Below are 21104 nucleotides of genomic sequence, written 5' to 3' on the forward strand. Positions count from 1 at the left end.
GGCATGGATAAGTTACAGGAAGTTAAAAAATTTGATATTACCATCTTCACGAGTTGGTTAAAGAAATACGCCGAATGCGGGGAAGGTTTAGAAAAAGCTTGGCACTTTCTGATTGAACAAGCTGAACTGGCTGAAAAGCGTCAGGAAATCATTGAGGAAAACAAGCGTCAACAGGATGTAACAGTTCATCAATTCCGGCAGGCTCAGGAAGAGCTTCAGCGGCTTAATAAAGAGAACGACAGGTTTAGAAAAGCCTTGCATCAATTCACGAATATGAAAACAGTTAGAACTGCGCCTGAGTTAGTAATTCAAAGGTATTCCCGATATGCGCAAGAGCTTCTTGAAGGCAGAGGAATGGAGGGTGATGCAGAATGAAAATTACAGTAGACAAAAAAGTGAAGAAGTTCTATCTAGCCCTTAGTAATACACGTAAGCCAGAGGCTGGCAAATGGAAGCCGGCGGTTGGTCATGAAATTCAAGTTGGAAAATATCGTTTCTGTGCTATTCCATCGTTTGATCATATTAACGTATCAGAGGTAACAACCGGACTACAAGTTCTTAAAATTCCGATGACCTCTAAAATCTATCAGATGACACTCAACAAAGAAGACACGTTGAAATTTTTCGAGAGCGTTGGTAAGGATTTAATCAAAATCATCAATAAGCACAGTACGGCTGTTTTTGATAAATGTCTCATGGAGCAAAGAAAGCACACGTTCAGCAGGCTTGGCGAAATGCCACCGGTTGAGGTTTATGACATGGGGGAGGATGCATAATGATTCCTTTACAAGTTGAACTTCAGCGGGCAGTCAAAGCCACGAAAGACGAAGCGATGACCATTTACGAGGCGGCCGAACACTTAGAGGTTAATGTCGAGGAAGTGCCTATGATCGTTGCTCAGGCTGATGATCTGAAAATGATAGGCAATGAAGCAATTATTGCAAAAAGAGACAAGACAAATGGTTGGCTTCTCGGTGGGATTGCGGTGGTTTTATTCTTTGGAATTGCAATTTTTCCGGGGATAGGGGGATGACAGCATGATCGAATACAGCTGCCCTGAATGTGGTCACAACGAATTAGATATAAAAATCCGCCCAGATGCACGCTGCCCGAAATGCGGCTGCAGCATGGGCGTTGAGGAGGAAATAGCGTGAAACAGCGGCAATCTGCTGATGTGTCATGCTCGTGAATTTCTAAAAAAACCGTCAGTGGACGGAAAAGGGAGAGATATAAATGGGATTAGATATTACTGCGTATAAAAATTTGAAGGTTGTTGAAAATCCTCAATTGGATGAATACGGCGACATTAAAAATTGGAAAACGGAATGGACACCGGGTGAGAGTATGAAATGGTCGGAAGAGCACTTTCCCGGACGTGGCGAAGGTGTTGATCCTGACAAATTTTATACATGGGAAGAGAGTTTCAGCTTCCGCGCAGGGAGTTACAGCGGGTATGGCTGGTGGCGTCGCAAATTAGAAGAATTCAAGGGAAACACCGCATTTCAGGAGCTGATCAATTTCGCAGATAACGAGGGTACGATAGGCCCGGTTGTCTCTAAAAAGTTGGCAAAAGACTTCAACGAACACGCCGATGCGGCTCGCGAATACGCCAGAACATTAGGCGATGCAGGGGAAGTGTGGCTCTACTTGTATGGTGATTGGAAAAAAGCTTTCGAAATGGCATCAGAAAACGGAGCAGTTAATTTTCATTAAAAAATGCCGCAATCATCAGCGGCAGCAGGAGGGGTATTGATGAACCACGCTGACAACCCGATCATTTCAGCAGTTACAAGCAAACTAAACGCACAACAGGAAAAGGGGCTTGCCAAGTACGGCCAGCCCGTCCAAGTTAGTGCCTATGACCTGCGCGGCTGGTTGCAGCATGCACTTGAAGAAACTCTTGATCATGCAGTCTATCTGGAAGCGGCTATCCAAACAATTGAAGGGGGAAGAACAATGAAATTCTATGAAATCAATGAACCATATTACGCGCTACTCAAAGCGAAAGACGAGGCGGATGCTGAAAGGATTTACAACGAGCAAATTGCTGACACGGACGATTACGAAAATTTTCAAGACGATGAAATCCGAGAAGTAGAACGCGACTATGCACTCATTATGTTTTCGCAAACAAAGGATGAAGATGGGAAGCTTGTTTCTTACACTCGTATTTCAGAGGATTTCAACAACCCTGAAATTGAAGTCCTTATCATGGACGGTTCGCTTCTATGAACACAGCATACAGAGTTTGGGACGGCGAGCAGATGCATTATTGGGATGACGTAAATCTGAACCTGTTCATAAAAGGCAAGGAATGGACGCTGTATAAAGATTCCGCAGGTTTATGTCCTGATATAGTCACATCCAGTCAGGATGAAAAATCCGTTCTCATGTGGGGAACAGGGTTGAAGGATAAAAGTCTTTATGACGGAGATATAGTCAAATATGGGACTTTTAATTATCAAAATGGGGTCATCTGTTACGACACGCATCAAGCTACGTTTAAAATCGTTCCGGTTCTGTTCTACCTTGAAAATGCAGGTAATGGAGGATGGACGGGACACTCAATAAGAAAAACTGTTCCATTAAAAATAATCGGTGACATTTATCAAAATCCTGAGTTATTGGAGGGCGCGGAGTGATGAAAATAGAGCACAAAGGCAATTCCTTAATGTTCAAACCTTTGCCGAAAGAATCATTGTACAACTTTGATGAAATGAAAAAAGAAGCCGAGCAGATACTTCTTGATCACCTGAACGGCACAGATAAAGAGTTTAAAATCTGGTTAAGGGATAGCGTCGTATTTGCTTTTGATAAAGTCGACATAGAATCTATCGAGGAACAGCCTTCTGGGGTGGTGCGGCTAACTTTGAAAAATGGCGATTGGTTTGAAGGCGAGTCGTCAGTGGACGAGTTGAAAGAATTATTTAAGTGGAAGGGCGCGGAGTAATGGAGAGTAACCTATGATTCTCAGGATACTGTTTCTGCTGATGGGATGCGGATTCTGGATATATTTCCAACACGATTATAGGCCGGACATGAAAGCGAACCTTGCTTTGATAGGAGCAATCATTTCATTCACGGCTGCGGCTTACTTTAAAGATATTGATAAGTATATAGAGAAGAGGGAAGACAAATGAACGGATTTTCTGAGATTGAACTGCAAATGATTGTTGATGAATTAAAAAAGGGTATGCCTCTGCAATTGCAGCTTGTTAGCCATACGTCAAAGCTGATTGTGGCTTACTATAAGGAATACAAGAAGAATCCATATGTGGAGCCGGCGGACGTGGTGTCTCTAGCTGTTAAATCCGGAATGAACCAAATGGGTCTTAATTAGGAGGAGAATGATGTTAATAGCCTTTAAAATTGCTCTCTTGCTGGTTCTGATAATCTCTCTTATGGGTGTTGTAGGAGAGGAAAAAGATTTACAGCTGAGAAGCCACTTAACTGCAATATGTATCGCAGCAATCATCGGCAATATCGTTACATACGTGCTGCTTTAACTGAATAAGTCCAAGACGGAAAGCCTGCGGACACTGAACTTACAGCATAAGCGCTGTTTGTTTGGTGTCCGTTTTTTATTTCGCAACTATCTGGATGTCTATCGCGATTACTAACGGTGAAAGGAGTGATGATACATGAAACAGTCCAAAAAGAAACCATCACAGAAACAACAGGAGCGCTCAGATCGTTTCTGGCAATCAATGATGAACACACACATGCAAACACTCAGACGCGGCAAAGGCGGCGCTTATAAACGCAGAAAGTAAAAGGGGAGTTTCAGGATGAAATACGGATTCGCTTATAAAAACGGAAAGCTTGTAAATATCTTTTGCGGCAAAGAAGAGCTCTATAACGAGCTGAAAGCCTTCATGGTCAAAACCTTCAGTATCAGCGTGAAAGAGGTATCGAGGCCTCAATATATCGCAGAACAAAAAGCAAACAACTGGAATGACACTTACTCTATTTAACTATCAGGAGGGAAAGCGCAATGACAGATCAAATGATTGCATGGGAGATTGAGGAATGGATTCGTGATTATAAATTCATGCTGCGGGAGATCAAAAGGCTCAACCGTGTTTTAAACAAAGTAGATTTTATTGGCGGAAAGCTCACTGCAACATACGGGGATGAAGCGGGCATGCCAAGGGGATCAGCAGGCGTCAGTCAGGCAGAATTGCGACAGATGGACCGAAGGGAGAGACGGCTCCACAAATATGAATCTATTGTGCATTACCTGGACAACGCTATGGAACACATCGAAGAAGAAAAGCACCGTATCGTTTATGATTGCATGATGGAAGGCATGAGCTACACTGCTATTGCAAACCACCTTGATTGCTCCCGGGATACCATCAGAAAGATCAAAACAGCCATAATCGGCAACATCGTCAATAAAGTCAAAGAAGCCAACTTTCTGCAATATTTGAACTCGTTTAAATCGGCGGTGTAAAATGGGAGGCAGGATCGGCGCGGCGGATTATTCCTGCGTCACCACCAATTTCATACAATGAGTAAAACCTCCCAGCGGTAAGCGAGGATCAACTCAACTGGGAGGTCTTACATAGTGAATCGGTGATAAAACAGCAGCAGTATTGCGTACATGTTAATATCCCCGACAAATTATGGTTTTATTCAACAGTTTCGTTCGACAAATTTTGCAAAATATTTCTTTGTCACACTCCTTATCCGATAATAGAATGGGGAGGTGAAAAGATGAGTGATAAGTTAACTGATTTTTTAGCAGATAAAAAAAGAGAAAAAGAAAATGCGCAAAATATTACCCAGCTGGCATGGGATAACAACATAGAAAAATTTCGAAGTGTTATAAATTCCATGAAACTCTGGCTTGAAGAGTCAAAAAATAATGGTTTTGTCACATTCGATGAATCAAACCATCAATATGGATTGTTTGATGATGTAATCGGTCTTGTCCTTCGTTTTGAGGAAAAAATGATACTGGTAGTTTCGCCTAGAAAAGACTTTGAAAGAAAAGATGAAATTAAAGTCCACTTTGTATTAGGAGGAACGACTGTACCTGTAAGTGATCTCTATTTAGAAATTCGACAGGGGACATGGTTTCTTGTTGATAATAGATCAAAAAATGATAGTAAAGAGACAGTTCTAGAAAAGGACAACTTTCAAGAATTGTTAATAAGTCTAATTTCTTAAGTGAACTATAGCATCCTTCGGGGTGCTTTTTTATATTCTCTGTAAACTGCTTCCGGTAAGTCTCAGGATAGACAATTGGCGGTTAACGGCTTGAGCACGGTGGTGGTTTAGAGGGAATATCTTTTCCAAAACAACACGAATCAGAAGGGGGCGGCGGTGAATGTAGATGGCCGAAAAGTACATTCAGGCGTATAAGGATTACGTCAAAGGCATGAAATACAAGGACCTTGCCGAAAAATACGGGGTGTCAGTGAACACCATTAAATCTTGGAAGCAGCGGCATGGTTGGGAAAGAAAAAAGGGTGCACCCATTGAAAAAAGTGTGCACCCAAAAAAAGGCGGGCAACCTGGCAATAAAAATGCATTAGGGAACAATGGCGGAGCACCACAGAAGAATCAAAACGCTGTGACTCACGGCTTTTTCTCTAAATTCCTGCCAGAAGAGACGCTTGAAATCATGGAAGAGATTCAGGAGCGTTCGCCTGCTGATATGATATGGGATCAAATACAGATTCAGTATGCAGCTATTATCCGGGCGCAGCGCATTATGCACGTGCAGGATCAAGACGATATGACTAAGGTTTTGAAAAAAGAGAAGCCAGGTATGTTTGGTGATGAGAAAGAATGGGAGTTCCAATTCGCATGGGATCGTCATGCAACCTTCCTAAACGCCCAATCTCGGGCAATGGGGGAACTCAGGAGCTTGATCAAGCAGTTTGACCAGCTGGCACATGAGCAAGATGAGCGGCGCCTTAAATTGGAGCAGATGCGCTTGAATATCGACAAGACAAAGGCAGAAGTAGAACGCCTGACAAATAAAGACGATGATTCGTCATTTGAAATTATCATCAAGGATAAGGGGGGACGCTGATGGAAAAAGAGGTGAATCCCCGTTTTAGAAACTTTCTTTTTGATTGGTCACAAAAGTTTTATTTCCTTGTTGGTGGTTATGGATCATCCAAAAGCTATCATGTTGCTTTGAAGATTGTTCTGAAATTGCTCAAAGAAAAACGAACAGCCTTGGTGGTTCGGGAGGTTTACGACACCCATAGAGATTCGACTTTTTCCCTACTCGAAGAGATCATTACCGACATAGGGTTGGATCATAAAATCCGATGCATTACCTCACCGATGCAGATACGCTTTCCAAACGGCAGCAAGATCATCTTTAAAGGGATGGATAAGCCGGCGAAGCTGAAATCGATCAACAACATATCAATTGTATGGATTGAAGAGTGTTCAGAAGTAAAATACGACGGCTTTAAAGAGCTGTTAGGGCGTTTGCGGCACCCGACTTTGCAACTCCATATGATTCTATCTACAAACCCCGTCAGCAAAGGGAATTGGTCGTATAAACACTTTTTTAAAGATGATACGAATCAGTTTTTTGTATTGGATGACGAAGAACTTTACAAAGAGAAAACGATCATAAGAAACAAAACCTATTATCATCACTCGACTGCTGATGATAATTTATTTTTGCCTGAAAGCTATATCGAGCAGCTAGAAGACTTAAAAACACATGACCCAGACCTTTACCGCATTGCCCGGAAAGGTCGTTTTGGCGTTAACGGAAAACTTGTTTTGCCGCAGTTTGAAGAGCGGCCACATGAAGAAGTTATGAATGCGATAAGAGCAATTGACAGGCCGGTTCTGAAGAATGGTATGGACTTCGGTTTTGTTGATTCATATAACGCGCTGGTTCGTATGGCTATCGACCATAAGGAAAAGATCCTGTACATCTACTGGCAGTACTACAAAAACGATACGACCGATGACAAAACAGCTGAGGATTTAAAAGAACTTAAACGTGTTTTGATCAAGGCCGACAGTGCAGAGCCTAAAACAATTCGGTTCTTTAGGCAGCAGGGCTTCCTCATGAAACCTGCAAAGAAGTTTCAAGGTTCGCGCCTGCAATACACCAAGAAAGTAAAACGATTCAAAAAAATTATCTGTTCCGATCAATGTCCCGATGTCGTTAGGGAACTGAAGGACCTCACGTTCAAAGTGGACAAAGACGGAAACATCATCGAAGACGAATTCAACATTGATCCGCATACATTCTCGGCCATTTGGTACGGCTTAGATGATTATGAGGTATCTAGCCTTAAAGGGCATGGGGTAACAAGGAGGTTTAGAGGTTGATAAAGTTCTTAGATCAGATCAGAGCTTCAGGCATTACACCTGAATTGATTGCAGAAATCATCGAAGCACATAAGAACGATCATGACAGAATGAAAAAACTATATGATCGTTACCAGGCTGAAGTTCAGGGCGTGCCGATCTTAACCAGAGAAGCCATTGAATACGAGGATTTCGAGACCGGCCATGTTAAGCGGATAGATCATAAGGTCAATAACAAACTCAATAACTCGTTTGATTCAGACATAGTTGATACAAAAGTGGGCTATCTCTTCGGGCATCCGATTACTTATGAGTTTGACGATAAGCGAGAGACTGGCACTACTTCAACCAGAAAGCAAATGATTGATGATTTCAACACTCTGAATAATATTGCTGACGAAGATAGCGAATGGGGGAAGATGGCTACCATTTGCGGTTACGGAGCGCGGCTTGCATATATAGACCGGAACGGTAATGAAAGAGTCAAAAACATTGAACCATGGGAAGCGGTTTTCCTCAGTGATGGGAATATTCATGAACCAGAATATGCTTTGCGTTATTACGAGACATATAACGGGCAGCAAAAAGCGGAATTTTACGATAGCAAAACGATTTATTATTTTAGTACAAAAGATAGTTCAGCTTTTACCCTGGACCGCAAGCAGCCTCATATGTTCGATGGCTGCCCTTTATTTGGGTTGGCAAACAATAAAGAGCTCAAAGGCGATGCCGAGAAGGTATTGTCTCTTATTGATGCCTATGACCGGACACTGTCAGACGCCTCTAATGAAATTGAGCAGTACAGACTGGCGTACTTGATCCTAAAGGGACTGGGAGCCGATGAGGACACACTCCAACAGCTTAAAAAGACTGGGATTCTTGAACTCTACGATGAAAAAGACGATGTCAGTTATCTGACAAAGGATATAAACGACGCGATCATTGAAAATCACTTAAACCGTCTGGAAGAAAACATTCTCCGTTTTGCAAAGTCGGTCAATTTCTCTGATGAATCATTTGGCGGGAATGTCACTGGCGTTGCAATGAAATTTAAATTGATGGCGCTTGAGAATAAATGCATCACGATGGAACGGAAAATGACTGCTGCCCTCCGTTATCAATACAAGTTGATCTTTTCGGCTTGGGCAACGAAAAATCAAGCCAAAGCAGAAGATTATTTGAAAGTATGGTTCGGATTCAAACGCAACTTACCAGCCAACGTTCTTGAAGAGGCACAGACAACATCGCAGCTTAAAGGATTAATCAGCGAAGAAACACGCCTTTCTCTCTTGTCCTTTGTCGATGATGTTCAGTATGAGCTTCATAAGATGAAAGAGGAGGAAGAGGAGTACAGGAACAGCATGCCACCGTTGACTGATATCGAAACAGATACGGGCGGTGATGAAGATGAACCAGAATGATATTGATAAGTACCTGGATGACATGATCACAGAGGATGCGAAAAAGATTGATGTCGTTTTTGCTCAACGGCTGAAAGAGATCAATCAACAAATCGCGGCCCTTTATGCGAAATACAGCAGAGATGGTCAGCTCTCCATGGCTGATATGAATAAATACAACAGGTTTAAAAAAGAAATGGAGCGCATGACTGAGGAATCCAGCAAGGCATTCAAAACTATCCTCACAATCGTTGAGGCTTTGGCTGCTAAACAATTCCTTGAGAATTACATGCGCTCTGCCTATTTGTACGAGATGGAAGCTGCGGTTGATTTAGGCTTCAGCATCCCTACAGTCGAAGTAATCCAGCAGGCCATATTAAACCCGATAGCTGAATTGACTCTCTCAGCCTTATATAAGCGCCACAGAGATGACTACGTCCGGCAAATACAGATTTCAATTGCTCAAGGCATTCAAGCTGGTGAAGATTACTCCAAGATTGCCCGGCGTATTGAGCAAACGACCGAATTTGCCCGCAGAAAGGCTCGTGACGCGGCGAGAACAGAGACTCATAGGGTACAAGTCTCGGCGAGGATGAAAAGCGCTGAGCAGGCTTCTAAAAAGAGCAAACTCGAAAAGATGTGGAATGCGACTCTTGATCTAAAGACTCGTTCCGGTCACAGGAAGCTTGATGGCAAGACTGTTGGACGAAACGGCCTATTCAAATCAATATATGGCGGCGTCGGACCGGCTCCGGGGCACATGAATAATGCCAAGGATGATATTAACTGCCGTTGCACAATTGCTTTCAAAGTAAACGGCGTGCTGCCGGATACAAGAAGGGCCCGTAAGCGAGGGAATGGGACCGGCGAGACTATCCCGTACCAAACCTATGAAGAGTGGTATAAAAAGATTTCCAAGGAAACAAATAACAGTTGAAGGATACTATGTTATTCTCTTATTAAATTCATTTTAATTGGAGAGTGTGGACATGGAGTATGATATCAGCTGTATTCCTGAAAAGGCATTTAAACATGCATTGGATTTACTGAAGAAAAAAGGGATTATTCTGGATGAAAGCACGTATTTAGGAAGCATTTATTTTAACAAAGCAAGTATTGATTTAATAGAAGCCTTTAAAAAAATGGGCTATGAAGGCACATTAGATAGCTATGCTGTTTATTTTAATACGCATGGAGCTGTCTATGCCATTTTTGATACAGAGTACTTTCCAGATTATAAAAAAGTCAAAGCGTACTTAGAAAATTATATAGAAAACTACGTGTAATAAATTATCCCCGTCCTGAGCATGACGTTAAAAGGCTTATTTTTCATGCACTCATAACAGGCGCGCACTGTAGAGGGCGAAGGAGGAAGAACTGTAATGCCAACATTAGAAGAAGTGAAAAAATTTCTCGAAGAAAATAAAGAGAACGAAGAAGTAAAAGCATTTGTAGGAGAACTTTCGGCCGTATCAGCAGATAAGGTGGAAGGGTTCCTCGAAACAGACGAAGGGAAACGCCTCATTCAGCCTCGGTTGGATTCCCATTTTACGAAAGGTCTTGAGACATGGAAGGCGAACAACCTCGATGCTCTGGTTGATGCAAAGGTAAAAGAGCTTTATCCGGAAGAAACAGAGGAACAAAAGCGCATCAGGAAGCTAGAAAAAGAGCTGGAAGATCAGAAGACAGCAGCACAACGTGAAAAGCTTTTAAACAAAGCTGTCTCTTATGCTTCTGAAAAGCAACTGCCGGCAGATGTAGTGGAGTTCTTTATCGGTGAGGATGAAGAATCAACGATGAAGAACCTTGGAGCATTCGAAGAGAAATACAATGCTGCGCTTCAAAAGGCGATTGAATCCAAGTTCCAAGAGAATGGCCGTGATGTTCAGTCCGGCAGCAATGAACCGACAAATCAAAGTTTAGATATTAGCTCGCTTGCAGCTGAAGCAAGTATTAGAAAATAAGGAGGGCTATCTTTATGCCAACATTTAATCCAAACAATGCATTGATGCAAGACGCAGTAAACGGGAAGGTCCCGTCCGAACAAGGAACTCTAGTTTTAAAAGAGTTTATGACTCAATCTGCTGTCACGAAACTCGCAAAATATGAAGAAATGACCAAGCCGGAGAAAGAATTCACATACTTGGCTTCTGGGCCAGGAGCATACTGGGTTGGAGAGGGCGATAGAATTCAAACGTCTAAGGCCCAATGGTTAACAGCAAAAATGATTTCAAAGAAATTGGGTGTCATCATCCCTGTTTCTAAAGAATTCTTGCGTTACTCTGTAACAGATTTCTTTACACAAATGCGTTCGTCTATCGCTGAAGCCTTTGCGATTAAATTCGATCAGGCTGCGTTATTCGGTGTCGATTCACCATTTGGTCAAGGTGTTTCTGTATTTGAAAAAATCAAGGAATCTGGGAACACTGTTGCTTTAAACTCACTTGGCAACCTATATGACGAGCTTAATGGAGTAATGGCGTTAGTTGAGGATGCGGATAAGGATGTAAACGGCTTTACAACAACACGCCGATTCCGTCAAAAACTTCGCGGCACTAAGGACGGTAACGGGCTTCCGATCTTCAACGATGCAACTGGCGGCGCACCTCAACAGGCTCTTGGTCTTCCGATCGGCTATGTGGATTCTAAGTCATGGGATTACGAAAAAGCGGCATTACTGGCGGCTGACTGGAATTATACTCGGTACGGTATCCCACAAGGAATGGAGTATAAAATCTCTGAGGATGCAACGTTAACTACTATTGTCGACGAAAATGGCGAACCTATCAACTTGTATGAGCGTGACATGGTTGCTCTTCGTGTCACTCAGCAAGTCGGTTTCATGACATTGACTGATGATGCGTTTGCAGCTATTACTCCAGCAACGGGGGCGTAAGCGTATGGGATACACATCTAAAAACTATAAGACAAATAACGGCGATAAATTGGTGATCGGCGGCGAATTAGAGATCAAATCAGGCGCAAAAGTGACCGGCTTGCCCGGTTCAATGCCTGCTGCTAAAAGCATCACTTCTCAAATGATTGGCGACGGAGAAGTGAAAAACATCAATATTGGTGATGGCTCTGTTCAAAGTCGAAATATCGGAACTGGCAGTGTACAAAACGCAAATATCGCTGCAAAGGCTGTTACGTTAGCTAAGCTTGGTGATGATGTAACTGCCAAACTCACTGATATTGAAAACCGCCTGAAAGCACTGGAAGGAGGAAGCGCGTGATATGAAAGCATCTAACGGTTCCAAAACAATTGAATGCACTGAAAAGGCTTTTAAGGTGGTTTACTCACATATTGGCTTTAAGAGAGTGGATGAAATCAATAAGCCAGCTGCCGATCTTTTTGATATGACTGAGGCTCAACTGCAGAAAGTAAACAAAGATGAGATTATTGCTTTCTTGAAAGAGAATGAATATGATTTTGACCCTAAAGCGCCTAAAGACGAACTGATAAAGATTATCTTAGGTGAAGAGTAGGTGATCCAGTGGACATCGGACAAGTAAAGCGAATGACAGGGATTAAGACAGATCGGCATGACGAATATTTGTCTGAAATAGTCCCTATTTTGATTGAGTCTGCCAGTGATTTTTGTAGCAACACTTTCGATCCGGAGGCTTTACCAGCTGGCGTGAAGCTTTTTGTTGCGAAGGCTGCAGAATATAATATGACTCCTTCTGGACTCTCGGGAAGAAGCATGGGTGATGTGTCGTATTCGTACAATACTGAATTTCCTCGGCACATTACAAAACACCTTACGCCATATCGAAGGCTGAGAGTTAAATGATCTATGAAGAATTCCCCCACGAAATCACGTTTCAGCGGATGGGTAAGGTGCCGGACGGCGGCGGTGGTTATGAAGAAGGTTACGTTGACTACATCACAACAGAAGCTTTAGTCAGTGGCGTCAGTTCCCGGGAATATTATCAGGCTCAGCAGCTGCAAAACCCGGTTGAATGCAACGTGTATTTCCCTTATCGGACTGATATCGAGAAGACAATGAGGATCATTTACGAAAACAAAATTCTCATCCTCAAATCAGAGCCAATTGATCAAGGCGGCATGCATGAAGTCTTGAATCTGAAATGCCAGGTATCGGGGGTGCTGGAGTCTGATGGCAAGAGTTAGCGGCAGATGGGTCAGGCAAATGCGCAGGGCTACTGAAGAATTCAGGAACAATGTAATTGAAGAAGCAAAACGAATTGTAACTGACACGGCCGAGCTGATTTATAGCAACGCCGTTTTAAATGCTCCAACTGCCATGATAGACGGCGGGAACTTAAAAAACTCAATAGAAGTCGACTATCGTGACGGCGGCTTAACGGCCATTATTTCTGTTGGTGCCGATTATGCAATTTATGTCGAATACGGAACCGGAATCTATGCGGAGGACGGAGGCGGCCGGCAAACTCCTTGGGTCTATTATGACACCAAGCTTAACCAATGGGTTATGACACGAGGCATGCGGGCCCAGCCGTTCTGGAATCCGTCTATTGAGGAAGGTATGAGGTATTTCGCCAGTCAAATGTGATAGAAAGGGGCTGTCATTATGCGGTCAGCCATGTGGCCGTTGCAAATGGCTATATTTCAAAGGCTATCAACTGATAAAGAGCTGAATGCACGCGTCACTGGTGTGCTTGATGCAGTCTCGAAAGATCAGAAAAAGCCATATGTGACAACAGGCGATGATGACGTTTCGCCATTTGAAACAAAAACGTCTAAAGGCGAAATCATCAATGTTGTTCTCCATTGCTGGAGCGACTATAACGGCAAAAAAGAAGCGATGCAGATCCTTGATTTGATGCTGCAAGCAATAACCAGAGAGCCCCTAGAAATAGAGGGCTTTTCTTTATGCCGTTCTGAGATGCGCGGCATGCAGGTGATCACCGACATCGACGGATACACCAGACACGGCATTCTCAGGATGCGATACACAATAAACAATTGAGAGGATGAAAGAAATGCCAGAATTATTGAATGGTAAAGATGAGATTTATTTCGTTCAGCCGATGGATGCCCAAGGAACAGAAGGGCTGTTCATTGCCTTCCAAACAGAAGGTTCACATACCAAAGAACAGGACACGCTGGATGAATCCACTAAATCAGGTCGCATTGTCGGCTACGGAACAAAAAACGAATCTTTTGAGCTGACTTATTATGCTGCTGTTTCAGACCCGGGGCAGGAAGCGATTGAAAACGCTTATGATAACGAAAAAGCAATTAAGGTCTGGAAGGTCAATAAAAACAAAAATAAAAATGATAAGCACAACGCTGTCTATGGTCATGCAATTATTGAAAGTTTGGAATTCAGTCAGCCGCAAGATGGGTTTGTTGAAGTTTCGATAACTCTTCCTGTACTCGGAAAAACATTCAAAGGCGAGTTGCCTCCTCTGCCGGACGACGTGTTAGCAGCAATTGAATCATCCGCCGGCGCGACTAAATTTGAGGACTTCGGCAGTACGACTACACCCTAAGGCGCCCCAAAATCTATCGTTCACGGCTACTACTGACAGCGTGACCGTGAAATGGGATGCGGTAGATGGGGCAACGTCATACAAAGTGTACAGAGGAGCCAACAAGCAACTTGATACTACTGTCACAGGCACATCCCACACACTGACAGGCATTGCGGCAGATACCCAGCTGACGGTCAATGTCTCTGCGGTTAACGATGCAGGGGAATCACCGATGACCGAGATTATTACGAGAACTCAAGCGACTGCGCCCTGATACACCCCGTAACATAACCATGACAAGCGTCACTTCAAATCAAGTGGGATTTAAATGGGACGCGGTGAAAGGGGCGACCTCGTACAACATTTACAGATATTATGCAAAGATAGCAACTGTCACGATAAACTCATATCTCTCCAATCCGACTCTTAAACCCGATAGTTCATACATTTTCAATGTTTCCGCGGTAAATGACGCCGGGGAATCGGCTTGGTCAGAGAAATTCACGATTCGCACAAATAAAGAAGAAGCATAGGAGCCCTGCTGTTGCCTGGGCTCTTTTTAATACAAAATATTTGGAGGTTTTATATATGGCTCACTTAACAATTGACGGAAAAGATTATGCTGCACGCTGTGATTTTGCATTCGACAGAACAGCGAATGAGAAATATGCGAAAGAAGATAAAAACGGTGATAAATCAGGCGGCACATTAACGATTTACAACAGCTTACTGAATGATGATGCGGTTTACCTTTCTGCATTTTGGGATTGCGCACTTGCTCACTTGAAAAAAGGCAAGCCGTCTGTCGAGCAGATTGAGGATGCGATCGCCAAGATCATTGAAGAAGATGAAACTGGCAACGCCGTTGATGAAATGGTGAAAGAAGCTTTTAACACACTGGATTCAGCGGGTTTTTTCAAAGGAAAGATCCGTCAGCAATGGAAGATGATGAACAAGCTGGCGAAACCGAAGAAGGTCAGCCCGAACGAGACTCCGGAAATGGAAGCGAAGCGTCTGGAGGAAGACGAAATGAACAAGGACATGCTGGAGACGATGGAAGAAGCGTACAAAGAGAAGACGGGATCGACTATCTCCAAGTAATTGAAAATGCAGCTCGTTGGATGGGTGTCTATGACAACGATGTCATTATGTCATGGACTCCAAACGAGTATAAACGAAAGCTAAAAGCAGCCAAACTCCGTGAAATTGACGAGATGGAAAAGTTGGCGAGAAATGCTATGTTTCATCGCTATGCACTAAACGAAAAGAGACCAAAAGAGTCAAAGATGTTTGACGCCGGAAAAGCGCGCAGAGAGCTTGAGCGTTCTCTGACAAGCGAGGAAAACAAATGGCGTGATACAGACGTAAACAAGCTCGGTCCGAGAGCTAAAGGCGTGCAGATGTTAAACGACGCTGTACGGTCTTATTTCGGAAAACAATCCAAAGAAAAGGGGTGAGGGCATGATCGAGAGGCTTACTGCTGTTATAGAAGCTCAGACGCAGAGGTTCAACAGAAGTATGGATCGAGTCAATGACATGATGCGGCGTATGGCTGATACCCATACTGTTGAAGTGGAAGCAGAAATTGCAAGCTTCCAAGCGCGAGTCAGACAAGCAGAGCAGCAGATCGACAACTTTATTCATCGACACGAAAGAACCCGAGTCGATTTAGACGCAGATGCTGACCCCGTACAAAGGGCGGTTTCAGCAGCAAGGGCTGAGATTGCCTCGCTGCCCAACCGGGTTACGACCAATATCAACGGCGATTCATCAGATTTAACTCGCGCAGTCGCTACTGCACAAACTGAGACGAGATCCTTACCTAACAGAGTATGGATCTTTATTGAGGCCCGAACTGATCGATTTGAAAACTCTATGAATCGTCTGGCGAAAATCACTAACTCCGTTTCTACTGTAATAGGCCATTCACTTGCAGGGGCTTTCACATCTGCGTTGCCTGCGATTTCTCCGGTTCTTGCCAGCATTACTGGCGCTATAGGCTCACTGGGCCCGATGCTTGGTGTGGCAGCTGGTGGAGTTATGGGGCTCGGGAGTGCTTTTGCAGTAGCAGGAACAGGGGCGGCTTCATTCGGGGCGCTGGCGGTTTCTTCATTAAGCGGTGTATTTAAAGCTTCTGAGGACTTGAAAAAGCTTCAAGAAAAGCTCGATGAAACCACTGACGCCAAGGAACGCGCGAAAATCATGGAGAAGATCAAGGTCATCCAGCAATCTCTCGGAAAAGAAGAGAAGAAGGCACTTGATACTTTAGAAGATTTTAAAGCGAATTGGCAGAGCATTGCTCAATCTGTGCAGAAACCAATTTTAAAAACGTTCACGAGCTCGCTGACGACGTTTAAGGGCGTTCTGAATAGTTTAAGACCTATGTTCAAAAGCGTGGCAAATGGCGGCGTTACATTAGCTAAAAGCATGAATGCGGCTTTTAAAGACACCGACATGCGGCGCTTTATAGATTACATGAACAAAAATGCTGGCCAGGCTTTCGTAACGTTTGGAAAAATAGCCGGCAACGTCCTCAGAACAGTTATGAATCTGATTGTTGCTTTTGGACCTCTTGGAAATGACATGTCGGCCAGTCTTGAAAAGGCCACAGCTTCATGGGTGAAGTGGTCAGCCAATTTAGGTTCTTCGAAGAAGTTCCAAACGTTTATAGAATATGTCAAAACGAACGGTCCTAAACTGCTACAGATCATCGGGAACTTATCAGGCGGCCTGACCAAGTTGTTTACCGGTTTTGCCCCGATGTCTCAGGACATGATGACATCCCTTGTCAACATGACTCAAAGGTTTAATGAATGGGCCGGCAGCGTCACGAAAACAAAAGAATTCCAGTCGTTTATTGACTACATCAAAACGAACGGTCCGACTGTTTGGAGTACGATTGGTGAAATCGCCAAAACAATCATCAATTTGCTTGTTGGCATGGCTCCGTTAGGGCAATCCATCTTACAAACGGTAAACGGGTTTTTAAAATTCACTAATGCTGCGATGCAAGCTAATCCTGCTATTGGACAATTCATTGCGGTTGGCATTTCATTATTAGGTGCATTAAGAGCGATGGTTCCTGCGATGGCTGCTGTCAGTGCAGTAACAAATGGATTTAAAGATTTTAAAGATGCTGCTCAATACTTGCGTGGGTTCAAAGATACAGCTGCCGGAATTAAGTTGGCCGGACTGATATCCCAATTAAAAGGGGCAACTGTAGCTGTAGGTCAATTCATTGCAAAATACACTGTTATGGCAGCACAATCTACTGCTAACGCAGTAAAAATAGCAGCGTCATGGACAGTGATGAAAATATCTGCTCTTGTATCTTCCCTAAAGAGCGGCATAGTTCAAATGGGTTTGTGGATCAAGAATATGACTGTTATGGCGGCACAGTCAATTGCGCAAGCAACACGAACGGCAACAGCATGGACAATTATGAAAATAAGCTCTTTTGTCACTTCCCTTAAAGCTGGGATAGTGCAGATGGGCCTTTGGATCAAACAGATGGTTGTCATGGCGGCTCAATCTGTTGCGCAGGCAGCAAGAATGGCAGCAGCGTGGACAGCGGCTCAAATAAGCTCATTTGCATCTATGTTGGCAGCTGGAATCAAACAGATGATTGCTTTCGGAGCGCGTTTGGTTGTTTTAGCGGCTCTGGCGGCTGCAAACGCGGCGAGAATGGCGGCATCTTGGGTCATTGCTATGGGTCCTATTGCATGGATCACAGCGGCTGTAGTGGGTCTGGTTGTCCTCATCATTGCGAACTGGGATAAGATCAAGGCTTATACAGTAAAAATTTGGGGAATTTTGTCGAAATGGCTTTCTTCAACTTGGACAAGTATAAAAAACGCAGCATCGAAAATCTGGCAGTTATTTCTCACGTTACTTAAGAAAAATTTTGAGTTGCAGAAAAATGTCGTCCTGACAGTATACAATGCAATAAAAAGTTTTTCTTCTAAAATATGGAATTCCATAAAAGGTGCTGTTGTAAAAGTTTGGAATTCTTTGAAGTCTGCAGCGTCTACTGCATTCTTATTTATGAAAAATAAAATAGCTGGGCACATATTAGCAACGCGTGAAAAACTCGTTAATTTATGGAATTCTGCCAAGAGTAAGGCGACTTCAATCTGGAATTCCTTGAAAAATGCAGCATCAACGGCGTTTCTTTATATGAAAAATAAGGTGACTGGACATATCCTGGCTACGAGAGAAAAACTTGTAAATTTGTGGAATTCAGCAAAAAATAAGGTCATTTCAATTTATAACGGGATAAAATCTGCGGCGTCAAATGCATTCCTCTACATGAAAAATCAGATCGCAAATCGCATAATTGCCACCCGGGAAAAGATAGTGAGTATCTGGAATAGCGTGATGAAGTTTTTCAAAGGCATCAACCTGAAAACCATTGGCCGTAACATTATCCAAGGCTTAATAAATGGTATCAGCGGCATGGCGGGGGCTTTAGCCAGCAAAATTAAATCGATGGCAAATGCAATCCCTAACGGCATGAAAAAACTTCTTGGAATTCATTCTCCATCGAGGGTTATGCGCGATCAGGTTGGTTATCACGTCGGCACCGGTATGGCAGCGGGTATTGATAAGTCACAGGCCAAAGTAAAAGCTGCTGCGGCGAGAGCGGCTAAAGCGGCTCAAAAAGCTGCTGAAGTGAAAGTGACCAACAAAATTAAAAACGCTGAAGTAAAATATGACACCAAGAAAATGGGCGCTGACACTTATATCAAGACGTTGCAGAAAATCCAGAAGCAAAACAAGCTGACAAGCGAACAAAGCCGGAAAATCCAGCGTGAAATCTATCAAGCTGCTAAAAACGCCTCTGACAAACAGAAAAAGCTTTTGAAAGAGCAGCAACGTAAGGAAGCGAAAGCAAAGCTTGCGTACACCAAAAAGGTGTCTGATCAGATTAAACGAGCTGAGGCCAAGTACGATACAGGGAAAATCAGTGGTAACACATATGTCAAGACTCTCCAGAAGATCAGTAAGAAGAACAAACTGACTTCTGATCAGCAAATCAAGGTACAGCGTGAAATTTATCAAACTCAAAAAGCAATGGCTGATAAGGTCAGGAAGCAAAAAGAGAATGAAAGAAAAGCGGCAGATAAAATCAACAAAGGTATTCTCTCAGCCAATAACACATATCTGTCCAAATTCAAAAGCATCAATGACAAACTAACCTCAGACATAAAAGCGGCAAACGATGCCTATAAGAAGGAGCTCCAAGACCGAACAAATGCGATTTATAACGCAATCGGTCTATTTGACGATGTTTCAAGCGAGAAGGTTAATGGCTCAAAACTGACATCAAACCTTAAAAATCAGCTGGCAAAATTAAAGCAATTTGACAGCGACATTGCGAGCATCGCAGGCAGGGCGCCGAAAGCATTCGCTGATGAACTGAAAGAAATGGGAGTCGGTTCAGCAGATCAGATCAATGCAATTGCTCGTATGACTTCGTCTGAATTGGATGAGTACGTCAGACTTTGGACAGAGAAGCATAAACTCGCAAGCACACAGGCGGCTCAGGAATTAACTGGCCTGAAGAATGAGACTGCCAAGAAAATTAATGAGCTTCGATCAGCTGCCAATAAAGAATTGAGTCTCCTGAAGAGCGACTACATGAGAAAAATTGGCGAGCTTACTGTCAATGTGAAGCAGTTGGGCTCCCTTAAGAACAGCGGGAGAGCAATCGGCTATAACACGATGGCCGGCATTATTTCTGGAATGAGAAATATGAAAGGCGAGCTTGCGAAGGAAGCCAACACTATTGCCTCCACAATTGAAAAGACAATAAAGAAAAAGCTGAAGATCCATTCGCCTTCCCGATTAATGAGGGATCAAGTTGGCGTGATGGTGCCAGCGGGAATCGCTGTTGGTATTCAGAACGGTATTGGAACGGTTCAGCGGGCGATGACTGCTGTCAGCGATGCCATGTATATCGAGCAGAAAGATATGAATCTTGCTTACGATACATCCATATCTAGAAGCGATCTCGGCACTGTCAGAAAAGAACTAAGTGCAGATGTCAAAAACCTTGAGTTACCTGAAAGAACTATCATTGTCGAAATGGACAGTAAGAAAGTCGGACAGGGCGTAGAAAAGCCTGTAACAGACGCACAAAGAAGATCAAATGCAAGGAGGGTGAGATTTAATTGATCAAATATCAGGAGATTTTACCCAATCAGTGGAAAATCACATTCAATGGGATCGATATTTCACCCTTCTTTTATGTGAAATCAACCACTGGGCGGGGAGTAATGAGCCGAGAGGTAAATACAGCCACGATCGGGAACCGTCCAGGCGGTTTCTATCGTGGTACTAGAATACCGATTAGAACGATAACAATAGATGTCCTTTTTGCTTTCAGCAGTGAAGAGGAATTGAAGAAGAAGCAAGAGGAACTGACTTATATTCTGCATGCGGAGGAGCCGAAGCCACTCATTTTCCATGATGAACCCGACAGAACTTATTATGCAATTTTTGAGAGTGTATCTGAAGGCGAAGAACAGGACGGCTTCCAACAGGCTACATTGACCTTTATCTGTCCTGATCCTAAAAAGTATGGAGCGGCTGCGGAATCTGAACTAAATGCTGGGGTGCAGGTTTTCACAAACCCGGGGTATGCGGAGATTGAACCGAAAATCAAATGTGTTTTTAAAGAAGCGGCCACTTCATATGAGGTGGCTCTTTTAAATGGTGATGGATCTGTCTCTAAGACAATAAAAGTCGTGTACAACTTCATCGCCGGCGACACTCTCATTATTGATTCTTCAAAGAGAAAAGTGACATGCAGCGGCAAATTAATCATGACTGCTCTGCAAATACAATCCGAGTGGTTCACGCTGCCACCAAAAGTACCAACAAAATTGAAGTTAAGCCACGCAAGCAGCATCAAATTTGATGAGGCTTATTTGTAAG

The 21104-nt window shown here is 43.3% G+C and carries 33 protein-coding genes and 1 pseudogene; all 34 read left to right on the forward strand.

Translation table 11 applies throughout. The annotated features are described in order from the left end of the window. Positions 1-3 precede the first annotated feature (3 nt). The 34 genes and pseudogenes from JQX68_RS06620 (at position 4) to JQX68_RS06785 (ending at position 21103) form a co-directional block, all read left to right on the forward strand. Positions 4-375 carry a VWA domain-containing protein gene (locus JQX68_RS06620; protein ID WP_240345558.1) on the forward strand — a complete coding sequence of 124 codons (372 nt, stop codon included), beginning with the start codon at positions 4-6 and terminating at the stop codon, positions 373-375. Then, a complete protein-coding gene (locus JQX68_RS06625) occupies positions 372-776 on the forward strand; it encodes a hypothetical protein (RefSeq protein WP_205440571.1) in 405 nt (134 codons plus the stop codon). The genes JQX68_RS06620 and JQX68_RS06625 overlap by 4 nt, the downstream gene beginning before the upstream one ends. Next, positions 776-1033 carry a hypothetical protein gene (locus tag JQX68_RS06630; RefSeq protein WP_144452738.1) on the forward strand — a complete coding sequence of 86 codons (258 nt, stop codon included), beginning with the start codon at positions 776-778 and terminating at the stop codon, positions 1031-1033. The genes JQX68_RS06625 and JQX68_RS06630 overlap by 1 nt, the downstream gene beginning before the upstream one ends. Positions 1034-1233: 200 nt before the next feature. Then, positions 1234-1713, forward strand: coding sequence for a hypothetical protein (locus JQX68_RS06635; protein ID WP_052481586.1), 480 nt, complete (start codon positions 1234-1236; stop codon positions 1711-1713). 39 nt (positions 1714-1752) lie between these two features. Beyond that, positions 1753-2232, forward strand: a complete 480-nt coding sequence (locus JQX68_RS06640; RefSeq protein WP_205440572.1) for a hypothetical protein — start codon at positions 1753-1755, stop codon at positions 2230-2232. Further along, on the forward strand, positions 2229-2642 hold the full coding sequence (locus JQX68_RS06645; protein ID WP_205440573.1) for a YopX family protein: 414 nt from the start codon (positions 2229-2231) through the stop codon (positions 2640-2642). The genes JQX68_RS06640 and JQX68_RS06645 overlap by 4 nt, the downstream gene beginning before the upstream one ends. Next, the gene (locus JQX68_RS06650) at positions 2639-2950 is read left to right on the forward strand and encodes a hypothetical protein (protein WP_205440574.1); all 312 of its coding nucleotides are present in this window, start codon (positions 2639-2641) and stop codon (positions 2948-2950) included. The genes JQX68_RS06645 and JQX68_RS06650 overlap by 4 nt, the downstream gene beginning before the upstream one ends. A 13-nt stretch (positions 2951-2963) precedes the next feature. Beyond that, positions 2964-3140: a hypothetical protein gene (locus tag JQX68_RS06655; protein ID WP_163226413.1), complete on the forward strand. Its 177-nt coding sequence runs from the start codon at positions 2964-2966 to the stop codon at positions 3138-3140. Further along, positions 3137-3340, forward strand: coding sequence for a hypothetical protein (locus JQX68_RS06660; RefSeq protein ID WP_205440575.1), 204 nt, complete (start codon positions 3137-3139; stop codon positions 3338-3340). Before JQX68_RS06655 ends, JQX68_RS06660 begins: the two co-directional genes overlap by 4 nt. 10 nt (positions 3341-3350) lie before the next feature. Next, positions 3351-3506 (forward strand): hypothetical protein, encoded by a 156-nt coding sequence (locus JQX68_RS06665; protein ID WP_205440576.1) that lies wholly within the window; start codon positions 3351-3353, stop codon positions 3504-3506. A 135-nt stretch (positions 3507-3641) separates the two neighbouring features. Next, complete coding sequence (locus JQX68_RS06670; protein ID WP_069150171.1) at positions 3642-3773, forward strand: hypothetical protein; 132 nt, start codon at positions 3642-3644, stop codon at positions 3771-3773. 15 nt (positions 3774-3788) lie between these two features. After that, a pseudogene (locus JQX68_RS06675) lies at positions 3789-3958 on the forward strand (hypothetical protein). Between the two features lie 36 nt (positions 3959-3994). Continuing rightward, positions 3995-4456 (forward strand): sigma-70 RNA polymerase sigma factor region 4 domain-containing protein, encoded by a 462-nt coding sequence (locus JQX68_RS06680; protein WP_038428466.1) that lies wholly within the window; start codon positions 3995-3997, stop codon positions 4454-4456. A 263-nt stretch (positions 4457-4719) separates the two neighbouring features. Continuing rightward, entirely contained in the window at positions 4720-5175 is a 456-nt protein-coding gene (locus JQX68_RS06685) for a hypothetical protein (protein WP_205440578.1), read from the forward strand. A 166-nt stretch (positions 5176-5341) separates the two neighbouring features. Then, the gene (gene terS / locus JQX68_RS06690; protein ID WP_205440579.1) at positions 5342-6046 is read left to right on the forward strand and encodes a phage terminase small subunit; all 705 of its coding nucleotides are present in this window, start codon (positions 5342-5344) and stop codon (positions 6044-6046) included. Beyond that, complete coding sequence (locus tag JQX68_RS06695; RefSeq protein ID WP_063336234.1) at positions 6046-7320, forward strand: PBSX family phage terminase large subunit; 1275 nt, start codon at positions 6046-6048, stop codon at positions 7318-7320. The genes terS and JQX68_RS06695 overlap by 1 nt, the downstream gene beginning before the upstream one ends. Continuing rightward, a complete protein-coding gene (locus JQX68_RS06700; protein WP_205440580.1) occupies positions 7317-8720 on the forward strand; it encodes a phage portal protein in 1404 nt (467 codons plus the stop codon). Before JQX68_RS06695 ends, JQX68_RS06700 begins: the two co-directional genes overlap by 4 nt. Next, positions 8707-9636, forward strand: coding sequence for a phage minor head protein (locus JQX68_RS06705; RefSeq protein WP_205440581.1), 930 nt, complete (start codon positions 8707-8709; stop codon positions 9634-9636). The genes JQX68_RS06700 and JQX68_RS06705 overlap by 14 nt, the downstream gene beginning before the upstream one ends. A gap of 52 nt (positions 9637-9688) precedes the next feature. Beyond that, positions 9689-9985: a hypothetical protein gene (locus JQX68_RS06710; protein WP_205440582.1), complete on the forward strand. Its 297-nt coding sequence runs from the start codon at positions 9689-9691 to the stop codon at positions 9983-9985. Positions 9986-10081: 96 nt separating this feature from the next. Beyond that, positions 10082-10663, forward strand: a complete 582-nt coding sequence (locus JQX68_RS06715) for a DUF4355 domain-containing protein (protein ID WP_131227939.1) — start codon at positions 10082-10084, stop codon at positions 10661-10663. Between the two features lie 14 nt (positions 10664-10677). Then, a complete protein-coding gene (locus JQX68_RS06720; protein ID WP_205440583.1) occupies positions 10678-11595 on the forward strand; it encodes a phage major capsid protein in 918 nt (305 codons plus the stop codon). A gap of 4 nt (positions 11596-11599) precedes the next feature. Next, positions 11600-11935 carry a hypothetical protein gene (locus JQX68_RS06725; RefSeq protein ID WP_205440584.1) on the forward strand — a complete coding sequence of 112 codons (336 nt, stop codon included), beginning with the start codon at positions 11600-11602 and terminating at the stop codon, positions 11933-11935. 1 nt (position 11936) lies between these two features. Beyond that, entirely contained in the window at positions 11937-12188 is a 252-nt protein-coding gene (locus tag JQX68_RS06730) for a hypothetical protein (protein ID WP_205440585.1), read from the forward strand. 8 nt (positions 12189-12196) lie between these two features. Then, a complete protein-coding gene (locus JQX68_RS06735) occupies positions 12197-12496 on the forward strand; it encodes a phage head-tail connector protein (RefSeq protein WP_041055275.1) in 300 nt (99 codons plus the stop codon). Next, complete coding sequence (locus tag JQX68_RS06740) at positions 12493-12837, forward strand: phage head closure protein (protein ID WP_041055272.1); 345 nt, start codon at positions 12493-12495, stop codon at positions 12835-12837. Before JQX68_RS06735 ends, JQX68_RS06740 begins: the two co-directional genes overlap by 4 nt. Further along, on the forward strand, positions 12824-13240 hold the full coding sequence (locus tag JQX68_RS06745; protein WP_033884270.1) for an HK97 gp10 family phage protein: 417 nt from the start codon (positions 12824-12826) through the stop codon (positions 13238-13240). Before JQX68_RS06740 ends, JQX68_RS06745 begins: the two co-directional genes overlap by 14 nt. 18 nt (positions 13241-13258) lie before the next feature. Beyond that, positions 13259-13657, forward strand: a complete 399-nt coding sequence (locus JQX68_RS06750) for a DUF3168 domain-containing protein (protein WP_038428481.1) — start codon at positions 13259-13261, stop codon at positions 13655-13657. 13 nt (positions 13658-13670) lie between these two features. Beyond that, on the forward strand, positions 13671-14183 hold the full coding sequence (locus tag JQX68_RS06755) for a phage major tail protein, TP901-1 family (protein ID WP_116362988.1): 513 nt from the start codon (positions 13671-13673) through the stop codon (positions 14181-14183). After that, positions 14125-14439: a fibronectin type III domain-containing protein gene (locus JQX68_RS06760; protein ID WP_205440586.1), complete on the forward strand. Its 315-nt coding sequence runs from the start codon at positions 14125-14127 to the stop codon at positions 14437-14439. The genes JQX68_RS06755 and JQX68_RS06760 overlap by 59 nt, the downstream gene beginning before the upstream one ends. Then, a complete protein-coding gene (locus tag JQX68_RS06765) occupies positions 14429-14698 on the forward strand; it encodes a fibronectin type III domain-containing protein (protein ID WP_481748477.1) in 270 nt (89 codons plus the stop codon). Before JQX68_RS06760 ends, JQX68_RS06765 begins: the two co-directional genes overlap by 11 nt. Before the next feature lie 55 nt (positions 14699-14753). After that, positions 14754-15266 (forward strand): tail assembly chaperone, encoded by a 513-nt coding sequence (locus JQX68_RS06770; protein WP_100276285.1) that lies wholly within the window; start codon positions 14754-14756, stop codon positions 15264-15266. Positions 15267-15286: 20 nt separating this feature from the next. Next, complete coding sequence (locus tag JQX68_RS06775; protein WP_240345559.1) at positions 15287-15622, forward strand: hypothetical protein; 336 nt, start codon at positions 15287-15289, stop codon at positions 15620-15622. Positions 15623-15626: 4 nt separating this feature from the next. Next, the gene (locus JQX68_RS06780) at positions 15627-20342 is read left to right on the forward strand and encodes a hypothetical protein (protein WP_205440588.1); all 4716 of its coding nucleotides are present in this window, start codon (positions 15627-15629) and stop codon (positions 20340-20342) included. Then, positions 20339-21103 carry a distal tail protein Dit gene (locus JQX68_RS06785; protein ID WP_205440589.1) on the forward strand — a complete coding sequence of 255 codons (765 nt, stop codon included), beginning with the start codon at positions 20339-20341 and terminating at the stop codon, positions 21101-21103. Before JQX68_RS06780 ends, JQX68_RS06785 begins: the two co-directional genes overlap by 4 nt. Position 21104 lies beyond the last annotated feature (1 nt).

This window comes from Bacillus sp. LJBS06 (genome assembly GCF_016924995.1).
Taxonomy (GTDB): Bacteria; Bacillota; Bacilli; order Bacillales; family Bacillaceae; genus Bacillus; species Bacillus stercoris.

Bases quoted from the DNA above. Each gene is read 5' to 3' on its own strand.
- JQX68_RS06620 (WP_240345558.1), top strand. From the start codon at position 4: ATGGATAAGTTACAGGAAGTTAAAAAATTTGATATTACCATCTTCACG.
- JQX68_RS06625 (WP_205440571.1), top strand. From the start codon at position 372: ATGAAAATTACAGTAGACAAAAAAGTGAAGAAGTTCTATCTAGCCCTT.
- JQX68_RS06630 (WP_144452738.1), top strand. From the start codon at position 776: ATGATTCCTTTACAAGTTGAACTTCAGCGGGCAGTCAAAGCCACGAAA.
- JQX68_RS06635 (WP_052481586.1), top strand. From the start codon at position 1,234: ATGGGATTAGATATTACTGCGTATAAAAATTTGAAGGTTGTTGAAAAT.
- JQX68_RS06640 (WP_205440572.1), top strand. From the start codon at position 1,753: ATGAACCACGCTGACAACCCGATCATTTCAGCAGTTACAAGCAAACTA.
- JQX68_RS06645 (WP_205440573.1), top strand. From the start codon at position 2,229: ATGAACACAGCATACAGAGTTTGGGACGGCGAGCAGATGCATTATTGG.
- JQX68_RS06655 (WP_163226413.1), top strand. From the start codon at position 2,964: ATGATTCTCAGGATACTGTTTCTGCTGATGGGATGCGGATTCTGGATA.
- JQX68_RS06660 (WP_205440575.1), top strand. From the start codon at position 3,137: ATGAACGGATTTTCTGAGATTGAACTGCAAATGATTGTTGATGAATTA.
- JQX68_RS06665 (WP_205440576.1), top strand. From the start codon at position 3,351: ATGTTAATAGCCTTTAAAATTGCTCTCTTGCTGGTTCTGATAATCTCT.
- JQX68_RS06670 (WP_069150171.1), top strand. From the start codon at position 3,642: ATGAAACAGTCCAAAAAGAAACCATCACAGAAACAACAGGAGCGCTCA.
- JQX68_RS06680 (WP_038428466.1), top strand. From the start codon at position 3,995: ATGACAGATCAAATGATTGCATGGGAGATTGAGGAATGGATTCGTGAT.
- JQX68_RS06685 (WP_205440578.1), top strand. From the start codon at position 4,720: ATGAGTGATAAGTTAACTGATTTTTTAGCAGATAAAAAAAGAGAAAAA.
- terS (WP_205440579.1), top strand. From the start codon at position 5,342: ATGGCCGAAAAGTACATTCAGGCGTATAAGGATTACGTCAAAGGCATG.
- JQX68_RS06695 (WP_063336234.1), top strand. From the start codon at position 6,046: ATGGAAAAAGAGGTGAATCCCCGTTTTAGAAACTTTCTTTTTGATTGG.
- JQX68_RS06705 (WP_205440581.1), top strand. From the start codon at position 8,707: ATGAACCAGAATGATATTGATAAGTACCTGGATGACATGATCACAGAG.
- JQX68_RS06710 (WP_205440582.1), top strand. From the start codon at position 9,689: ATGGAGTATGATATCAGCTGTATTCCTGAAAAGGCATTTAAACATGCA.
- JQX68_RS06715 (WP_131227939.1), top strand. From the start codon at position 10,082: ATGCCAACATTAGAAGAAGTGAAAAAATTTCTCGAAGAAAATAAAGAG.
- JQX68_RS06720 (WP_205440583.1), top strand. From the start codon at position 10,678: ATGCCAACATTTAATCCAAACAATGCATTGATGCAAGACGCAGTAAAC.
- JQX68_RS06725 (WP_205440584.1), top strand. From the start codon at position 11,600: ATGGGATACACATCTAAAAACTATAAGACAAATAACGGCGATAAATTG.
- JQX68_RS06730 (WP_205440585.1), top strand. From the start codon at position 11,937: ATGAAAGCATCTAACGGTTCCAAAACAATTGAATGCACTGAAAAGGCT.
- JQX68_RS06740 (WP_041055272.1), top strand. From the start codon at position 12,493: ATGATCTATGAAGAATTCCCCCACGAAATCACGTTTCAGCGGATGGGT.
- JQX68_RS06745 (WP_033884270.1), top strand. From the start codon at position 12,824: ATGGCAAGAGTTAGCGGCAGATGGGTCAGGCAAATGCGCAGGGCTACT.
- JQX68_RS06750 (WP_038428481.1), top strand. From the start codon at position 13,259: ATGCGGTCAGCCATGTGGCCGTTGCAAATGGCTATATTTCAAAGGCTA.
- JQX68_RS06755 (WP_116362988.1), top strand. From the start codon at position 13,671: ATGCCAGAATTATTGAATGGTAAAGATGAGATTTATTTCGTTCAGCCG.
- JQX68_RS06770 (WP_100276285.1), top strand. From the start codon at position 14,754: ATGGCTCACTTAACAATTGACGGAAAAGATTATGCTGCACGCTGTGAT.
- JQX68_RS06775 (WP_240345559.1), top strand. From the start codon at position 15,287: ATGGGTGTCTATGACAACGATGTCATTATGTCATGGACTCCAAACGAG.
- JQX68_RS06780 (WP_205440588.1), top strand. From the start codon at position 15,627: ATGATCGAGAGGCTTACTGCTGTTATAGAAGCTCAGACGCAGAGGTTC.